This window comes from Streptomyces spororaveus, from assembly GCF_016755875.1.
Classification (GTDB): Bacteria; Actinomycetota; Actinomycetes; order Streptomycetales; family Streptomycetaceae; genus Streptomyces; species Streptomyces spororaveus.
The window spans coordinates 6,770,197-6,787,494 of the sequence record NZ_BNED01000005.1 but is presented as its reverse complement, the minus strand read 5'-3'; the positions used below and the strand labels follow the sequence as shown (position 1 = coordinate 6,787,494).

16 protein-coding genes are annotated in these 17,298 nt (G+C 71.0%); 3 read left to right on the top strand and 13 right to left on the bottom strand.

Annotation, left to right across the window (positions count from 1 at the left end; translation table 11 throughout):
• Window positions 1–100: 100 nt before the first annotated feature.
• Entirely contained in the window at window positions 101–742 is a 642-nt protein-coding gene (locus Sspor_RS33235; protein ID WP_417837726.1) for a DUF2470 domain-containing protein, read from the top strand.
• On the opposite strand, the gene Sspor_RS33230 is transcribed toward Sspor_RS33235, so the two are convergent.
• The 5 genes from Sspor_RS33230 to Sspor_RS33210 all read right to left on the bottom strand — a co-directional run bounded on the left by Sspor_RS33230 (window position 627) and on the right by Sspor_RS33210 (window position 5,570).
• Entirely contained in the window at window positions 627–1,397 is a 771-nt protein-coding gene (locus Sspor_RS33230) for an HNH endonuclease family protein (RefSeq protein ID WP_202202394.1), read from the bottom strand. The two genes, Sspor_RS33235 and Sspor_RS33230, sit on opposite strands and share 116 nt — an antisense overlap.
• Window positions 1,398–1,459: 62 nt before the next feature.
• The gene (locus tag Sspor_RS33225) at window positions 1,460–2,815 is read right to left on the bottom strand and encodes a replication-associated recombination protein A (RefSeq protein ID WP_202202393.1); all 1,356 of its coding nucleotides are present in this window, start codon (window positions 2,813–2,815) and stop codon (window positions 1,460–1,462) included.
• A 41-nt stretch (window positions 2,816–2,856) separates the two neighbouring features.
• The gene (locus Sspor_RS33220) at window positions 2,857–3,474 is read right to left on the bottom strand and encodes a vitamin K epoxide reductase family protein (RefSeq protein WP_202202392.1); all 618 of its coding nucleotides are present in this window, start codon (window positions 3,472–3,474) and stop codon (window positions 2,857–2,859) included.
• A 121-nt stretch (window positions 3,475–3,595) separates the two neighbouring features.
• Entirely contained in the window at window positions 3,596–4,849 is a 1,254-nt protein-coding gene (gene hisS, locus Sspor_RS33215; protein ID WP_202202391.1) for a histidine--tRNA ligase, read from the bottom strand.
• 10 nt (window positions 4,850–4,859) lie between these two features.
• A complete protein-coding gene (locus tag Sspor_RS33210) occupies window positions 4,860–5,570 on the bottom strand; it encodes an MBL fold metallo-hydrolase (RefSeq protein WP_202202390.1) in 711 nt (236 codons plus the stop codon).
• Window positions 5,571–5,723: 153 nt separating this feature from the next.
• On the opposite strand from Sspor_RS33210, the gene Sspor_RS33205 reads away from it, so the two are divergent.
• Both Sspor_RS33205 and Sspor_RS33200 read left to right on the top strand, forming a co-directional pair.
• Window positions 5,724–6,515 carry a peptidylprolyl isomerase gene (locus Sspor_RS33205; RefSeq protein ID WP_202202389.1) on the top strand — a complete coding sequence of 264 codons (792 nt, stop codon included), beginning with the start codon at window positions 5,724–5,726 and terminating at the stop codon, window positions 6,513–6,515.
• 191 nt (window positions 6,516–6,706) lie between these two features.
• Window positions 6,707–7,936, top strand: coding sequence for a DUF349 domain-containing protein (locus Sspor_RS33200; RefSeq protein WP_202202388.1), 1,230 nt, complete (start codon window positions 6,707–6,709; stop codon window positions 7,934–7,936).
• Window positions 7,937–8,005: 69 nt separating this feature from the next.
• Here the strand turns inward: Sspor_RS33200 and Sspor_RS33195 are convergent, their stop codons facing one another.
• From Sspor_RS33195 to ruvC, 8 genes are all read right to left on the bottom strand, one after another.
• The gene (locus tag Sspor_RS33195) at window positions 8,006–10,426 is read right to left on the bottom strand and encodes a RelA/SpoT family protein (RefSeq protein WP_202202387.1); all 2,421 of its coding nucleotides are present in this window, start codon (window positions 10,424–10,426) and stop codon (window positions 8,006–8,008) included.
• 255 nt (window positions 10,427–10,681) lie between these two features.
• Entirely contained in the window at window positions 10,682–11,236 is a 555-nt protein-coding gene (locus tag Sspor_RS33190; protein ID WP_237404131.1) for an adenine phosphoribosyltransferase, read from the bottom strand.
• Window positions 11,233–12,288 carry a protein translocase subunit SecF gene (secF, locus tag Sspor_RS33185; protein WP_202202386.1) on the bottom strand — a complete coding sequence of 352 codons (1,056 nt, stop codon included), beginning with the start codon at window positions 12,286–12,288 and terminating at the stop codon, window positions 11,233–11,235. The genes Sspor_RS33190 and secF overlap by 4 nt, the downstream gene beginning before the upstream one ends.
• A 3-nt stretch (window positions 12,289–12,291) precedes the next feature.
• The gene (gene secD / locus Sspor_RS33180; RefSeq protein WP_202202385.1) at window positions 12,292–14,082 is read right to left on the bottom strand and encodes a protein translocase subunit SecD; all 1,791 of its coding nucleotides are present in this window, start codon (window positions 14,080–14,082) and stop codon (window positions 12,292–12,294) included.
• Window positions 14,083–14,235: 153 nt separating this feature from the next.
• Window positions 14,236–14,682, bottom strand: a complete 447-nt coding sequence (yajC, locus tag Sspor_RS33175) for a preprotein translocase subunit YajC (RefSeq protein ID WP_202202384.1) — start codon at window positions 14,680–14,682, stop codon at window positions 14,236–14,238.
• A gap of 165 nt (window positions 14,683–14,847) precedes the next feature.
• A complete protein-coding gene (gene ruvB, locus Sspor_RS33170) occupies window positions 14,848–15,909 on the bottom strand; it encodes a Holliday junction branch migration DNA helicase RuvB (RefSeq protein WP_030723602.1) in 1,062 nt (353 codons plus the stop codon).
• Between the two features lie 147 nt (window positions 15,910–16,056).
• Window positions 16,057–16,689 (bottom strand): Holliday junction branch migration protein RuvA, encoded by a 633-nt coding sequence (ruvA, locus tag Sspor_RS33165; protein ID WP_202202383.1) that lies wholly within the window; start codon window positions 16,687–16,689, stop codon window positions 16,057–16,059.
• Window positions 16,686–17,216: a crossover junction endodeoxyribonuclease RuvC gene (gene ruvC, locus Sspor_RS33160; RefSeq protein WP_202202382.1), complete on the bottom strand. Its 531-nt coding sequence runs from the start codon at window positions 17,214–17,216 to the stop codon at window positions 16,686–16,688. Before ruvC ends, ruvA begins: the two co-directional genes overlap by 4 nt.
• Between the last annotated feature and the right edge of the window lie 82 nt (window positions 17,217–17,298).

Genomic DNA, 17,298 nt, shown 5'->3' with positions numbered 1-17,298 from the left:
CTCAGTATCCCTCACGCTGATCGGTGCTCGTGACAGTCACGAGTCCGAGGAGTTCGGGACAGGGCTGCCGGTCGCACGGACCGTCACCCCGGACGGGGACGTGATTCTCCTTGTCTCAGGGGAATCCGCGGCTGCCAGGGCAGCCGCTCACGCCCAGGACGACGACCTCACCGCCGTGATCGAGATCACGGATGTGGCGCCGGTGTCCGTCCCACATCGTATCCGAGGTCGCGCCTGGCTGGCCGGCTGGCTGACGCCGGTGCGCGGGGACGACCGCGCGGTCTGCGCCGCGCTCCTCGCGGAGCGGCATCCGGTGGGCGAGCTGTTGGGCATGCGGGAGTCCCTCGACGCCCCCCACGCCGGGCGTCCGGCCTGGATGATGCTGCGCCTGGAGGTCGGCGAGATCTCGGTGGACGACCTCTGGGGCGCCGAGCACGTGGACCCGGACGACCTGGCCGCGGCGGAGCCGGACCCGATGGTCGCGCACGAGAGCGAGCTGCTCCAGCACCTGCACTCCGCCCACGGCGACCGGCTCGGCGAGCTGGGCGGCCTGCTCGGCGCCCGCGAGGCCCGCGGCATGACCGCCGTCCCGCTCTCCCTGGACCGTCTCGGCCTGCGCGTCCGCTTCACCGGCGGCCCGGCCGGCTCCTTCGACGCCCGCTTCGACTTCCCGGAGCCGGTCGCGGACATCTGCGGCCTGCGCCGGGCGATGCACTCCCTGCTCTCGGCCGCCTCGTACTAGGCCTCACGGCCTCACGGGGTGCAGGTGGCCAGCATGTCCTGGAGCGCGAGCTTCTCGGGCGCCGCCACTTGTCGGCCGTCCTGCTCCCCTTGTCGTGGTTGGTCTGCTGGTCCACGGCGAGCAGGACGTCGAGGTCGTTGGCGTACTCCAGCCTGCGCCGCGGGGTCCACGCGTACGCGCCGGCCCGCCAGGCGGCGCCGAGCGCGACCACGTGGTCCGTCTGGATCTGCGAGGCGCGCCGGTAGGTGTAGGGCAGCACCTTGCCGGTGTACGGATCGTGCAGCGTGCCGGACAGCACGACGCACGGGTTCCGGTCCCCTTCGCGCAGCTCCGTCAGGTCCCGGCGCAGCACGTCGTCACGGGTGTCGCAGCCGTTGCGCCCACCGACGGCGTCGGTCTCGTCGGACCAGTACCGGCCGAAGTTCTCGCGCTTGTACGTCTCCCAGTGGCGGCCCCGCTCGACCTTGAGCCCGGCCAGCTGCGCCTTCGCGGCGGCCGCGCCCGGCGGGAACCCCGCACCGGCCGGCGGCACCCGCCCGACCAGCGCCGCCGCGCTGGCCCGGGCCGTCGCGGCGTCGTCGTGGTGGCACCCGGCCGCCGCGGGCCCGGCGAGGGCGAGCGCGAGGACGGCGGCGAGCGGCCGGGACGAACGCATGCGGGGAGCCTAGAATCCGCCGCCCCCACCCCGGCGCGGCCACGCCGGGGCAGCTGTGAGCGCTAGGGGGTGCTGCCCCGCAGCCGTTCGCGGACCTTCTCGACCACGTCCGCGTAGCGGGCCTCCGCGCCGTAGCGCGTCGGCTCGTAGTACCGCTTGCCCTGGATCTCGTCCGGCGCGTACTGCTGCGCGGCGATCGCGCCCGGCACGTCGTGCGGGTACACGTACCCCTGCGCGTGCCCCAGCTTCGCCGCGCCCTTGTAGTGGCCGTCCCGCAGGTGCGGCGGGACGGAGCCCGCCAGGCCCGCCCGTACGTCGGCCAGCGCCGCGCCGATCGCGGTCGTGGCGGTGTTCGACTTCGGGGCAAGGGCCAGCGCGATCGTGGCGTGCGAGAGGGTCAGCGCCGCCTCCGGGAAGCCGATCATGGCCACCGCCTGGGCGGCGGCCACCGCGATCGGCAGGGCCGTCGGGTCCGCCAGGCCGATGTCCTCGCTCGCGGAGATCATCAGACGGCGCGCGATGAACCGGGGGTCCTCGCCGGCCTCGATCATCCGGGCCAGGTAGTGCAGCGCGGCGTCCACGTCCGAGCCGCGGATCGACTTGATCAGCGCGCTGGCCACGTCGTAGTGCTGGTCGCCGTCCTTGTCGTAGCGGACCGCAGCCCGGTCGACGGCCTCCTCCAGGGTCTGGAGGGTGATCTCGTCCTCGCCCTTGGCGATGGCCGACCCGGCGCCCGCCTCCAGCGCGGTCAGCGCCCTGCGGGCGTCGCCGCCGGCGATCCGCAGCAGGTGCGCCTCGGCGTCCGCCGGGAGGGAGACGGCTCCGCCCAGTCCCCGCTCCTCGGCGAGGGCGCGGCGCATCAGGGCGCTCAGGTCCTCGTCGGTCAGCGGTTCCAGCGTCAGGAGCAGCGAGCGCGACAGCAGCGGGGAGATGATCGAGAAGTACGGGTTCTCCGTGGTGGCCGCGATCAGCGTCACCCAGCGGTTCTCGACGGCGGGCAGCAGCGAGTCCTGCTGCGCCTTGCTGAAGCGGTGGATCTCGTCGAGGAAGAGGACGGTCTCCTTGCCGTAGCCGCCGGCGGCGCGCTTGGCGCCCTCGATGACGGCCCGTACCTCTTTGACCCCCGCCGTGATCGCGGAGAGTTCCACGAACCGCTTCTGGGTGGCCTGGCTGACCACATACGCCAGGGTGGTCTTCCCGATGCCCGGCGGGCCCCAGAGGATCACCGAGGACGCACCGGCCGGGCCGCCGGCCCCTTCCCCGACGAGCCGGCGCAGCGGTGAGCCGGGCTTCAGCAGGTGCTGCTGGCCGACGACCTCGTCCAGGGTGCGCGGGCGCATCCGGACGGCGAGCGGGGAGCTCGCGGGGTCCTTCTCCTGGCGTTCTTCGGCAGCTGCGGTGAACAGGTCTGGTTCCACACGGGAAGCCTATGCGAGCCCACCGACAGGGCCGCCCGCGCTCAGGAGGTCCAGAAGTCCCACCAGCGGGTCAGGATCAGCATGCCGATGACGCCGACGTGCAGGACGGGCGGGACCCAGGTGAACTCGTCGAGGAAGGACTTGAGCCAGCCCGGGGCGGGCAGCAGCCCCTCGCGGACGTTGTGCGCGGTGACGTACCAGAACATGAAGATCGTGGCGACCCAGGCGAGGGAGCACCACAGGCAGAGCGAGTTGATGTTGTACAGCGACTGGTACATGAGCCAGGCGCAGAAGACGACGCCGAAGAGGGTGCCGGCGTTGAAGGTCAGCCAGTACCAGGGGCGGAACGAGGCCCCGGCCAGCATGCTCATGCCGACGCAGATCACGATGCCGTAGGCGACGAGTCCGAGCATCGGGTTCGGGAAGCCGAAGGCCGACGCCTGGTCGCTCGTCATGATGTTGCCGCAGGAGACGACCGGGTTGAGGCTGCAGGCCGGCTTGAAGGTCGGGTCCTCCAGCAGCTTGAACTTGTCGATCGTGATCACCCAGGCGGCGAGCAGACCCGCGGCTCCGGTGATGACGAGCAGCAGGGCCAGGGCCCGGCTTCCTCCGACGGTCCTGCCCCGGGCGGTGTCCGCGTCCGCGCTTCGTGTCGTCATACCGCCCGCTCCACATCTGCCAGGTGATCAAGCACGGGTCATTGTGCCGTACGAGCCTGTGAACGGACGGGGCCGGGGAAAGATCCCCGGCCCCGTCCCGTGCGCTCCCGTGCCGCTGCCGTCAGGCGAGGCGGGCCTGGACGGTGTCGACCAGCTCGTCGACGGGCACGGCCGTCTGCTCGCCGGACTCCATGTCCTTGAGCTGGACGACGCCCTCGGCGAGGTCCCGCTCGCCCACCACGACCGCGAAGCGGGCACCGCTGCGGTTCGCGTCCTTCATGGCGCCCTTGAGGCCCTTGCCGCCGTACGACATGTCCGCCGCGACGCCCGCCTTGCGCAGCTGCGTCACGAGCCCGAACACGGTCGCTTTGGCCTCACCCAGCGCTACGGCGAACACCGAGGTCGACGCGGGGATGTCGAGCTCGACGCCCTCCTTCTCCAGCGCGAGGACCGTGCGGTCCACGCCGAGCGCCCAGCCCACCGACGGCAGCGCCGGTCCGCCGATCATCTCGGACAGGCCGTCGTAACGGCCGCCGCCGCCGACCGCGATGCCCAGGCCGTCGTGGACGAACTCGAAAGTGGTGCGGGTGTAGTAGTCCAGGCCGCGCACCAGCTTGTCGTCGTCCTCGAAGGCGACGCCGGCCGCGGTCACCAGGACCCGGACCTGCTCGTGGTACGTCTTGCACGCGTCGCACAGGTAGTCGCGCAGCACCGGGGCGCCGACGAGCTGCTTCTGGACGTCGGACCGCTTGTCGTCGAGGACGCGCAGCGGGTTGATCTCGGCGCGGCGCATGGTCTCCGCGTCGAGGTCGAGGCCCCGCAGGAAGGACTGCAGGGCCTCCCGGTACACCGGGCGGCACTCCTTGTCGCCCAGCGAGTTCAGCAGGATCCGGAAGTCGCGCAGGCCGAGCGAGCGGTACGCCTGGTCGGCCAGGATGATCAGCTCGGCGTCCAGCGCCGGGTCCTCGGCGCCGATCGCCTCGGCGCCGACCTGCGAGAAGTGGCGGTAGCGTCCGGCCTGCGGCTGCTCGTAGCGGTAGTACGAGCCCGAGTACCAGAGCTTGACCGGCAGGTTGCCCTTCTTGTGCAGGCTGGCCTCCAGCGCCGCGCGCAGCACCGAGGCCGTGCCCTCGGGGCGCAGGGCCAGCTGTGCCCCACCCTTGGTCTCGAAGGCGTACATCTCCTTGGAGACGATGTCGGTGGACTCGCCGACGCCGCGGGCGAAGAGGCCCACGTCCTCGAAGCCGGGGGTCTCGATGTAGCCGTAACCGGAGTTGCGGAGCGGGGCCGCGATGGCCTCGCGTACCGCCAGGTACTTCACGGAGACCGGCGGGATCAGGTCGTACGTGCCCTTGGGGGCCTTGAAAGTAGCCACGGAGTTTTCGTCACATTCCTCGTCGTGGAGCGGCGGTGCCGTCTCCGAGCCCGGCGGCGACTTCCCGGAGGTACGGGTTGGTCGCGCGCTCGCGGCCGATGGTGGTCTGGGGACCGTGGCCGGACAGCACCACGGTCGAGTCGTCGAGCGGCAGGCACACGCGGCCCAGCGATTCGAGCATCTCGGCGTGGGAGCCGCCGGGCAGGTCGGTGCGTCCGATGGAGCCGGCGAAGAGCAGGTCACCCGAGAAGAAGACCGGCGGGATGTCGGCCAGCTCGGGCATCCGGAAGGTCACCGACCCCTTGGTATGCCCCGGCGCGTGCGCCACGGAGAAGTCCATTCCGGCCAATTTCAGGGCGGCGCCGTCGGCCAGCTCGCGGACGTCGTCCGGCTCCCCCACGGTCAGCTCGCCCATGAGGGGCATCCCGATGGAGCGGCCGAGGGCCTTCTCCGGGTCGCTCATCATGTAGCGGTCCTCGGGGTGGATCCAGGCCGGTACGTCGTGTGCTCCGCACACCGGGACCACCGAGGCCACATGATCGATGTGTCCATGGGTCAGCACGACCGCGACGGGCTTGAGCCGATGCTTCCTCAGCGTCTCCTCGACACCCTGGGCGGCCTGATGGCCCGGGTCGATGATGACGCACTCCTCACCGGCGGCGGGGGCGACCACGTAGCAGTTGGTGCCCCAAGCGCCTGCGGGGAACCCGGCAATCAGCACGTTCGTCCTCAATCGTCGTCCGGCGGGAGGCTGCAGACAGGAATGCTGCTGCTCAGAGCCTACCGGCGCCGCTCATTACACAGCGAACCCATATACGGTACGGCCTATCCCAGCCCGGACAGCAGTAGCAGACACGCACAAGGAGACGACCCGGTGGTCACGAGCGATCAGCGACGGCGACAGCTCGCCAAGGAGAAGTACGAGCGCCAGCAGAAGCGCCGGGCCGAGGCCCGGCGGAAGTCGCGTCAGCGCGCGGCCGTGATCGGCGCGGCGGTGGCCGTCGTCGTCGCGACCCTGGTGGGCCTGATCGTCGGCGGTGTCTTCGACAAGGACAAGAAGGACCAGGCCGCGGACCCGTCCGCGAACCCGTCGGCCTCGGCGTCCGAGCCCGCACCCAAGCAGTCCCCCTCGCCGGAGATGGCGATCGACCAGAAGGCGAAGTACACCTTCGCGCTGAAGACCAGCGCGGGTGACATCAACTTCGCGATGGACGCGGCGAAGACCCCGCAGACGGTGAACTCGTTCAAGTCGCTCGCCGACAAGGGCTACTTCGACAACACCAAGTGCCACCGGCTGACGACCAGCGGGATCTTCGTGCTCCAGTGCGGTGACCCCGAGGGCACCGGCCGCGGCGGCCCGGGCTACAACATCCCGGACGAGAACCTGGACTCGCTGGGCAAGGCCAACGAGCAGGGCCAGGTCGTCTACCCGGCGGGCACGGTCGCCATGGCCAACACGGGTCAGCCCGGCTCGGGCGGCAGCCAGTTCTTCCTGGTCTACAAGGACAGCCCGCTGACGCCGACGTACACGCCGTTCGGCAAGATCGACGCGGCCGGCCTGAAGGTCCTCGAAGACATCGCGAAGGCCGGTACGGTCGACGGCGGCCAGGACGGCGCGCCCAAGACCGAGGTGAAGATCGAGAAGGGCACGGTCACCCAGAACTGACGTGGTGCGCCGACCCCGGGCCCGGCCGGCCCGCCGCCCGCACGCCGATATTCCGTCGTGCGGGATGCGGACAGCCGGCCCGGCGGTCGCCTATGTTGGCGTTGTGCAGGGCGGGCGCTGCCCGCCCCAGGAAACTGTGGACGATGCCCAGGGGGTGAACCCCTCGCAAGGCATCAGGTGGAGGAGGCGCTGTGAGCAGCGACCCGTGGGGCCGAGTCGACGAGACGGGCACCGTGTACGTGCGTACTTCCGATGGCGAGCAGGTCGTCGGATCGTGGCAGGCCGGCACCCCTGAGGAGGCCCTGGCCTATTTCGAGCGCAAGTACGAGGGCCTTGTGGTCGAGATCGGCCTCCTCGAAAAGCGGGTGCGGACCACTGATCTGTCCGCCAAGGACGCCCAGACGGCGATCGACCACCTGCGCACGCAGGTCGACGAGCACCACGCCGTGGGTGACCTGGACGCCCTGCGGGTGCGGCTGGACAAGCTGGTCACGACCGTGGAGTCCCGGCGCGAGGAGCGCAAGGTCGCCAAGGCCAAGCAGACGGACGAGGCCCGTGCGGCCAAGGACGCGCTGGTCGTCGAGGCCGAGCAGCTGGCGCAGAGCGACCAGTGGCGCAGTGCCGGTGAGCGGCTGCGCGCCCTGGTGGACATCTGGAAGGGCCTGCCGCGCCTGGACCGCAAATCGGACGACGAGCTGTGGCACCGGTTCTCCCACGCCCGTTCGGCCTTCTCCAAGCGCCGCAAGGCGCACTTCGCCTCGCTGGACGCGCAGCGCGAGGATGCCCGCAAGGTCAAGGAGAAGCTGGTCGCGGAGGCCGAGTCGCTGTCGAAGTCGACCGACTGGGGTCCGACGGCGGCGCGCTACCGCGAGCTGATGGCCGACTGGAAGGCCGCAGGCCGGGCGCAGCGCGAGTCCGAGGACGATCTGTGGAACCGTTTCCGCGGTGCTCAGGACGTGTTCTTCGCGGCCCGCAGCGAGGTCTTCGCCGAGCGTGACGCCGAACAGGTCGAGAACCTGAAGCTGAAGGAGGAGCTGGCCGACGAGGCCGAGAAGCTCGTCCCGATCACGGACCTGAAGGCGGCCCGTGCCGCGTTCCGCTCCCTCAACGAGCGCTGGGAGGCCATCGGCCACGTGCCGCGGGACGCCCGGCCGAAGGTCGAGGGCCGGATGCACTCGGTCGAGCGGGCGATCCAGGAGGCCGAGGAGGGCGAGTGGCGTCGTACGAACCCGGAGGCGCGGGCCCGTGCGGCCGGTCTGACGGGTCAGCTGCAGGCGGCCGTCGACAAGCTGCGTGAGCAGATCGACGCGGCGCGCGCGGCGGGCAACAACGCCAAGGCCGACAAGCTCTCGCGCGAGCTGGAGGGCCGCCAGGCCCTGCTGGACCAGGCGCTGAAGGGCCTGGAGGAGTTCGGCGGCTGACTCGGGCCGCCCGCGGACAAGGCGAGGGCCCCGGTACGGATCTCCGTACCGGGGCCCTCGCTCTTTCCGTTACGGCCTGCGGGCCGAGGTGACGCGGTAGACGTCGTAGACGCCCTCGACGCCCCGTACGGCCTTCAGGACGTGCCCCAGGTGCTTGGGGTCGCCCATCTCGAAGGTGAACCGGGAGGTGGCCACGCGGTCGCGCGAGGTCTGGACGGCCGCCGACAGGATGTTGACGTGCTGGTCGGAGAGGACCCGGGTGACGTCCGACAGCAGCCGGGACCGGTCCAGCGCCTCGACCTGGATGGCGACGAGGAAGACCGAGGACTGGGTGGGCGCCCACTCGACCTCCAGCATCCGCTCGGGCTCCTGGGAGAGGGAGTCCACGTTGACGCAGTCCGCGCGGTGAACCGATACGCCGCTGCCGCGCGTGACGAACCCGACGATCGGGTCGCCCGGTACCGGGGTGCAGCAACGGGCCAGCTTGACCCACACGTCGTCGACGCCCTTGACGACGACGCCCGGGTCGGCGTTGCTGCGCCGCTTGCGGCCGCGCGCCGGCGGGATCGACTCCTCGATGTCCTCGTTGGCCGCCTCTTCGCCGCCGAGGGCCGCCACGAGCTTCTGTACGACGCCCTGCGCGGCCACGTGGCCCTCGCCGATCGCCGCGTACAGGGAGGAGATGTCGGGGTAGCGCATCTCGTGCGCGAGGGTGACGAGGGAGTCGCCGGTCAGGATGCGCTGGATCGGCAGGTTCTGCTTGCGCATGGCCCGGGCGATGGCGTCCTTGCCGTGCTCGATGGCCTCGTCGCGGCGCTCCTTGGAGAACCAGGCGCGGATCTTGTTGCGGGCCCGCGGGGACTTGACGAAGCCGAGCCAGTCGCGGGACGGGCCCGCGCCCTCGGCCTTGGAGGTGAAGACCTCGACCAGGTCGCCGTTGTCGAGGGTCGATTCGAGCGGCACGAGCCGCCCGTTGACCCGCGCCCCTATGGTCCGGTAGCCGACCTCGGTGTGGACCGCGAAGGCGAAGTCCACGGGGGTGGCCCCGGCCGGGAGCGCTATGACGTCTCCCTTGGGCGTGAAGACGAAGACCTCGTTGCGGGAGAGGTCGAAGCGCAGCGAGTCGAGGAACTCGCCCGGGTCCTCGGTCTCCTTCTGCCAGTCGAGCAGCTGCCGCAGCCACGCCATGTCGTTGACCGTGTCCTGGCCGGCGCTGCCCTTGGCGGCCTGCGGGACGTCGGTGCGCACCTTGGAGGTGCCGGCGACGGTCTGCTGCTTGTACTTCCAGTGCGCGGCGATGCCGTACTCGGCGCGGCGGTGCATGTCGAAGGTGCGGATCTGCAGCTCGACGGGCTTGCCGCTGGGTCCGATGACCGTCGTGTGGAGCGACTGGTACATGTTGAACTTGGGCATCGCGATGTAGTCCTTGAACCGGCCGGGGACCGGGTTCCATCGCGCGTGCACGGTGCCCAGGGCCGCGTAGCAGTCCCGGACGGTGTCGACGAGGACGCGAATGCCCACCAGGTCGTAGATCTCCGCGAAGTCACGGCCGCGGACGATCATCTTCTGGTAGACGCTGTAGTAGTGCTTGGGGCGGCCCGTCACGGTGGCCTTGATGCGGGCGGCTCTGAGGTCGACCTGCACCTCGTCGGTGACGACGGCGAGGTACTCGTCGCGCTTGGGCGCGCGCTCGGCGACCAGGCGCACGATCTCGTCGTACATCTTCGGGTAGAGGATCGCGAAGGAGAGGTCTTCGAGCTCCCACTTGATCGTGTTCATGCCCAGCCGGTGAGCCAGCGGGGCGTAGATCTCAAGGGTCTCGCGGGCCTTCTTCTCCTGCTTCTCCCGCTTGAGGTAGCGCATGGTGCGCATGTTGTGCAGCCGGTCGGCGAGCTTGATGACCAGGACGCGCGGGTCCTTGGCCATGGCCACGACCATCTTGCGGACGGTCTCCGCCTGGGCGGCCTCGCCGAACTTCACCCGGTCGAGCTTGGTGACGCCGTCGACGAGCAGGGCCACCGCGTCGCCGAAGTCGCGGCGCAGGTCTTCGAGGCCGTACTCGGTGTCCTCGACGGTGTCGTGCAGCAGACCGGCCATCAGGGTGGCGGGGTCCATGCCGAGCTCGGCGAGGATGGTGGTCACCGCGAGCGGGTGGGTGATGTACGGGTCGCCGCTCTTGCGCTTCTGGCCGCGGTGCCAGCGCTCGGCCACCTGGTAGGCCTGCTCCAGCTGGCGCAGCGTCGACGTCTCGATCTTCGGGTCGTTGCTGCGGACTATACGGAGCAGCGGCTCCAGTACCGGGTTGTACGGGTTCGAGCGCTGCACGCCGAGCCGTGCGAGCCGGGCGCGCACCCGGTTGGAGGACCCGGCGGACTTCGTCGGCGCGGGCTTGACCGGCGGGGCCGGCGGGGGCGTGGCCGGGGCCGCCGTGGTCTGCTCGGCCTGCGGGTCGGGCTGCGCGGCGGAGATTGGCTGGACCTCGTCTGGCAAGAGCGCTCCTCACGGGGGCCCCCGGACGGAGCCTGGGGGAAGATCCGGTGCCCGTGTCCGGTCCGGACAACCCATGGTAGCGAGGGTTGGCCCACCCCGTTCCCCCAGCCTCCACCCCGCATCCGGCCCCGGCCCCGCCGGCGTCCGAGAGGCGGGGGTCCGTGTGCGGCGCCCCCGGCAGCGGCCGGGCGCCGCACACGAAAGCGGCGGGTATCCGGGAGCTCCCGGATACCCGCCGCTCGGCAAGCGAAGAGGTCAGACCACGATCAGCGCGTCCAGCGGAGCCTCGCCCAGCGCCTCGCCCAGCCGCACGCGGCCCGGCAGGAACGACAGCTCCATCAGCACCGCCACACCCGCGACCTCGGCTCCGGCCCGCCGGATCAGCGAGAGCGAGGCCTCAGCGGTACCGCCGGTGGCCAGCACGTCGTCGATGACCATGACCCGGTCACCGGCCGACAGGTCCTCGGCGTGGACCTCGACCTCCGCGGTGCCGTACTCCAGCTCGTACGACTGCGCGAGCGTGGCGCCCGGCAGCTTTCCGGCCTTGCGCACCGGCACGAAGCCGATACCGGCCTGCACCGCGACCGGAGCCGCGAGGATGAACCCGCGCGCCTCCAGGCCGACGATCTTCGTCGCGCCGTACCGCCCGGCCAGCTCCACCAGCGCGTCCGTCAGCGCGGCGAACGCCTCGGGGTCGGCCAGCAGCGGGGTGATGTCCTTGAACATCACGCCCGGCTTCGGGTAGTCCGGCACGTCCTTGATCCGGCTGAGCAGCAGGGTCCGCGCGTCGTCGGACAGCGGCGCGGTCAACGCCGCCGCCCCGACCGGCCCTGCGACACGACCTGCGGCTCGTCCTCGGCCGCGTAGGCCTCGTCCGGGGACTCGCCCTTGGCCGCCGCGGCCGCCCGCTTCGCGAGCACCCGCTTCTTGAGCGCCTTCATCGCCGGCTCGCGCTCCTTGAGGTCCACGACCAGCGGGGTCGCGATGAAGATCGAGGAGTACGCACCGGCCGCGAGGCCGACGAACAGCGAGAGCGAGATGTCGTTCAGCATGCCGGCGCCCAGGAAGCCACCGCCGATGAACAGCAGCGCGGCGACCGGGAGCAGCGCGACGACCGTGGTGTTGATCGAGCGGACCAGGGTGCCGTTGATGCTGCGGTTGGCGACCTCGCTGTACGTCCAGCGGGTCTGCTTGGTGATGTCCTTCGAGCCCTCCTTGAGACCGTCGAAGACGACGACGGTGTCGTAGAGGGAGTAACCGAGGATCGTCAGCAGACCGATGACCGTACCCGGGGTGACCTCGAAGCCGACGAGCGCGTACACGCCGACGGTGATCGTGAGGTCGTGGATCAGCGCGATCAGCGCCGCGACCGCCATCCGCCACTCGAAGGCGATGGCCAGGTAGATCACCACGAGGACCATGAAGACGCCGAGACCGGTCCAGGCCTTGTTGGCGATCTGCTCGCCCCAGCTGGGACCGACGAGGTCGGCGTTGATGCTGGCCTGGTCGATCTTGAGATCGGTGGCGAGCTGCTTCTTCACGTCGGTGGCGGCGTCGGTGTCCACACCCGAGATCTGGATCCGCAGGCCGCCGGTGCCGAGCTCCTGGACGATCGCGTCGTGGCCCGAGGCCTTCTCCGCGACCTCCGTGGCCTTGGCCACGGAGACGGTCGTCTTCGCGGTGGTGAAGACGGCACCGCCCTTGAACTCGATACCCATGTTGAGGCCCTGGACGGCCAGGGCGACGATCGCCGTGATGGTGATCAGGATGGAAACGCCGTACCAGAGAAAGCGCTTGCCGACGAAGTCGTAGCCGACCTCACCGCGGTACAGCTTGGCGCCGAGATCTCCAAGCTTCGACATCTCTCACGCCTCCTTTGCGTCGACGGGGGCGGGGGCGGAACCGGTACGGCGGGACCGGCGCAGCGGAGGCTTGGCGCCCAGCCGCTTCGGGTCCAGCCCGGACCACGGGTGACCGCTGGCGAAGAACTTCGTACGCGCCACCAGTGTCATGACGGGCTTGGTGAAGAGGAACACCACGACCACGTCGAGCAGGGTCGTCAGACCCAGTGTGAAGGCGAAGCCCTGCACCTTGCCCACCGTGACGATGAACAGCACCGCCGCGGCCAGGAACGAAACGAAGTCGGAGACCAGGATCGTGCGCCGGGCACGCGGCCAGGCGCGCTCGACGGCCGGACGCAGGGTGCGGCCCTCGCGGATCTCGTCGCGGATGCGCTCGAAGTACACGATGAACGAGTCCGCCGTGATGCCGATCGCCACGATCGCGCCGCAGACGGCGGGCAGGTTCAGCGCGAAGCCGATGCCCTTTCCGAGCAGGGCCATGATCGTGTAGGTCAGGATCGCGGAGACCAGGAGGCTGATGATGGCGATGAACGCCAGGCCCCGGTAGTACGCCAGCAGGTAGATCACCACGAGGAGCAGGCCGATGGCGCCGGCGATCAGGCCGGCCTTCAGCTGCTCGCCGCCGAGCGCGGCGGTGACCGTGGTGACGCTGTCCTCGGTGAAGGAGAGCGGCAGGGCGCCGTACGAGAGCATGTTGCCCAGGTCCTGCGCGGACTGCTGGGTGAAGCCGCCCGAGATCTCGGCGTTGCCACCGGTCAGCGCCTGGCTCACGGACGGGTCGGAGATGACCTGGCCGTCGAGCACGATCGCGAACTGGTTCTGCGGCATCTGCTTGGTGGCGAGCTCACCGGTGATCTTGGCGAACTTGTCGGCGCCCTTGTCGGTGAACTGCATGGTGACGATCCACTGGCCGCGCTGGGGGTCGATGACTCCCTTGGCTTCCTTCACGTCCTGGCCGTTGACCTGGGCCGGGCCGAGCACCCACTTGCCCCAGGCGTCTCCGCGCTGGCCGCAGGCGATGATCGGCTCCTCGGGCTTGGCGCCCTTGCCGGCGGCGGCGCGCTGCGCCTCGTCGGTGCAGTCCAGCGCCGCGAACTTGGCCTGGAGTGCCGCGGCGGCGGCGTCGTCGCCGGTCGCCGGCGCGGAGGCGGAGGCCGAGGGCGACGGAGCCTTGGTGTCGTCTGCCTTCTTCGACTCGCTCGCCGAGGGCGAGGGAGTGGGGGCGGCCGGGGCCTTGAGGGCCTCACTGAGCGCGCGGCCCTGGGAAGTGGCGCTGGACGACGGAGCGGCGGAGGGGCTGGTCTTGCCGTCTCCGGCCTTGGGAGCCTCGGAGCCGCTCGCGGAGGGGCTCGCACTCGGGGTGGCCTCGGGGGCGGCCGGGGAGCCGTCCGCGAAGGCGATGACCGGGCGGAAGTACAGCTGGGCGGTGGTGCCGACCTGCTCGCGCGCCTGCTGCTCGTTCGTCCCCTTGGGGATGTTCACGATGATGTGGTCGCGGCCCTGGGTCTGGACCTCCGCCTCGGACACGCCGAGACCGTTGACGCGGCGGTCGATGATGCCGACCGCTGTGTTCATGTTGGTCTCGTTGACGGCGCTTTCCTTGCCGGGTTCGCTCTTGGCCTTGAGCGTGATGCTCGTGCCGCCGGCGAGGTCGATGCCCAGCCGGGGAGTCGTCTGCTTGGAGATGAACATCCCCGCGGTGAGCGCCACCATCGCGATCAGGATGACCGCCAGGGCGCGCCCCGGCCTCCCCTGAGCCCCCGTGGGCCGCCGGCCCTTCTTCGGTGCTGCCACCTTGTCGTTTCTCCCTGTCCAACCGTCCCGCGCCGGGTCAGCGCGGGGACGGCCACGAAATGTGTGGTGGGGACCCCTGCCCCCCGCAGAAGTGTCACAGACGGGGACCGTGCCGGTCGCCGGTCGGGCGCCTCCACGGTCCCCCGCCGAGCGTTACTTCGCGCCGGCCTCGCCGTCGGACTTGCCGTCCTTGGGCTCGTCGTCGCCCTTGGGCGCGTCCTCGTCCTTCTTGCCCAGGTCGAGCTTGGGAGCCTCGTCCTCGGTCAGCGAGGAGGCGTCGTCCGGGACGACCGGCGTGTCGGTCGCCTCGTCGTCGTCGATGCCGTGGACGATGCGGTTGTACTCCGCGTCCTCCAGAACGGCACCGATGGCGTTCTTCGCGAAGATCGCGTGGACGCCGGGGGCCAGCTCAAGAGTGACCGTGTCGTCACCGATCTCCTTCACCGTGGCGTACATGCCGCCGATGGTGCGGACCCCGGTGCCGGGCGCCATGTGGTCGCGCATCTGCGCGGCTGCCTGCTGCTTCTTCTTCGCGGAGCGGGTCATCAGGAACATCGCCCCGATGAGCACGATGAACGGGAGGAGTGTCACGAGATTCACGGGACGGAGATCCTTCGCACGACCGCACGCGGACGGCGGCCTTTTCTACGGGGGTGGGCACACCGACCCGAAGGGTCGGCATCGGCGGAGTCTAGGCGAGTCCGCACCGATGGAACAACGCCCAGCATGGCACCGCAGTTCCTGAGGGGTCGAACCTCCGCGCCGTCAGGCCCCGAACAAGCCCTGTTGTCCGCTTGATCCGCTCCCGCCGTGCTGCGGCGGTACGAGCCCCAGGTGGGCCCATGCGGCAGGCGTCGCCACCCGCCCCCGGGGGGTCCGCGCGAGCAGGCCCTCACGGACCAGGAACGGCTCCGCGACCTCCTCCACGGTCTCCCGCTCCTCACCGACGGCCACGGCGAGCGTGGACAGGCCCACGGGTCCGCCGCCGAACAGCTTGAGCAGGGCTTCGAGAACGGCGCGATCCAGTCGGTCGAGGCCGCGCCCGTCCACCTCGTACACCTGGAGGGCGGTACCGGCGACCTCGCGGTTGATCACCCCGTCCGCCCGGACCTGGGCGTAGTCGCGCACGCGGCGCAGCAGGCGGTTGGCGATGCGCGGGGTGCCGCGGGAGCGTCCGGCGATCTCGGCGGCGCCGGCGGTGTCGATCTCCACGTCGAGGAGACGGGCGGAGCGGTGGATGACGCGTTCCAGCTCCTCGGGGGCGTAGAACTCCATGTGCCCGGTGAAGCCGAAACGGTCCCGCAGCGGCGGGGGCAGGAGTCCGGCCCGGGTGGTGGCGCCGACCAGGGTGAAGGGCGGCAGCTCCAGCGGGATCGCGGTGGCCCCGGGGCCCTTGCCGACGATCACGTCGACGCGGAAGTCCTCCATGGCCATGTAGAGCATCTCCTCGGCGGGCCGGGACATGCGGTGGATCTCGTCGAGGAAGAGGACCTCGCCCTCCTGGAGGGAGGAGAGGATCGCGGCGAGGTCGCCGGCGTGCTGGATGGCGGGGCCCGAGGTGATCCGGATGGGCGCCCCCATCTCGGCCGCGATGATCATGGACAGGGTGGTCTTGCCGAGGCCGGGCGCGCCGGAGAGCAGGACGTGGTCGGCGGTGGCTCCGCGCTGGCGGGCCGCCTTGAGGACGAGGTCCAGCTGCTGGCGGACCTTCTCCTGGCCGACGAACTCCCCGAGGTCCTTGGGACGCAGCGCCGCCTCGACGGCGGTGTCCTCGCCGTCGGCGGCGGCCGCCACGATCCGGTCGTCGCTCTCGTCTTCCCAGTTCACGCTGTCAGTCTGCCTTCTCGGTTCGTACGGTGGTCTGGCGCCCCCGGGCGGAGCCGCGCCCCTCCGGGCCCGCCCGCGTCCGAGGCCCCGGGTCCGGCTCCGGGTCCGGGTCCGGGGCGGAGCCGCCCGGGAGGCCGGGCGGCTCGGCTAGCGGGCGCGGTTGAGGGACTGGAGGGCGGCTCGCAGGAGCTGCGGGACCGGGGCCGAACCGCCGGCGGCGATCGCGGCCTCGGCCTGCGGGGTCACCGCCGCGACCGCGTCCTCCGCGTCGCGCGAGGCGTAGCCGAGGCCGATCAGGGCGGCGGAGAGCTGCTCGGTCCACGGCGCGGGCCCGGAGGCCGCGGCACGCTGGGCGCCCACGAGGCCGCTGCTGCCCAGCGGGGCTCCCAGCTTGCCCTTCAGTTCGAGGAGTAGTTTCTGGGCGCCCTTCTTGCCGATGCCCGGCACCGCCACCAGCGCCTTCTCGTCGCCGGTGGAGACGGCCAGGCGCAGCGCGTCGGGGCTGTGCACGCCGAGCATCGCCTGGGCGAGCCTCGGCCCGACCCCGCTGGCGGTCTGCAGGATCTCGAAGACCTGCCGCTCGTCGTCGTCGGCGAAGCCGTACAGGGTCAGTGAGTCCTCCCGTACGACCAGGGAGGTGGCCAGCCGGGCCTGCTCCCCCACCCGCAGGCCGGAGATGGTGGTGGGCGTGCACTGCACGGCCATGCCCACTCCCCCGACCTCGATCACGGCCAGGGTGGGGGCGAGTGCGGCGACCGGGCCGCTGACGAAGGCGATCATCGGGTACGGCCTTTCGAGGCGTGCAGGGCGACCGCCTGCTGGAGGCGGTTCTGGGCGGGGGCCCGCCAGATGTGGCAGATGGCGAGGGCGAGGGCGTCGGCGGCGTCCGCCGGTCTGGGCGGTGCGTCCAGCCTGAGCAACCGGGTGACCATAGCGCCGACCTGGGCTTTGTCGGCCCGGCCGCTTCCGGTGACGGCGGCCTTGACCTCGCTGGGGGTGTGCAGGGCGACCGGTATCCCGCGGCGGGCGGCGCACAGCATCGCGACGGCGCTCGCCTGGGCGGTGCCCATCACGGTGCTGACGTTGTGCTGGCTGAACACCCGCTCCACGGCGACGACTTCGGGCCGGTACGTGTCGAGCCATTCCTCGATGCCCTGCTCGACGGCGACGAGCCGGTGGCCCAACTCGGCGTCCGCGGGCGTCCGTACGACCCCCACGCCGAGCATGGTCAGGGGGCGGCCGGCCACTCCCTCGACCACGCCGACACCGCATCGGGTCAGCCCCGGGTCAACGCCTAGTACCCGCACCCCGCCCCCTTCTTCGCTCTCCTGTACGTGCAGCTTCGCAGGTTATCGGGTGGCACTGACAAAGCAGCGGGCCGACGGGGTG

Excerpts from the sequence above, each read along its gene's own strand:
- Sspor_RS33230 (WP_202202394.1), bottom strand. The coding sequence starts at position 1,397 with ATGCGTTCGTCCCGGCCGCTCGCCGCCGTCCTCGCGCTCGCCCTCGCC.
- Sspor_RS33220 (WP_202202392.1), bottom strand. The coding sequence starts at position 3,474 with ATGACGACACGAAGCGCGGACGCGGACACCGCCCGGGGCAGGACCGTC.
- secF (WP_202202386.1), bottom strand. The coding sequence starts at position 12,288 with ATGTCGAAGCTTGGAGATCTCGGCGCCAAGCTGTACCGCGGTGAGGTC.
- ruvA (WP_202202383.1), bottom strand. The coding sequence starts at position 16,689 with ATGATCGCCTTCGTCAGCGGCCCGGTCGCCGCACTCGCCCCCACCCTG.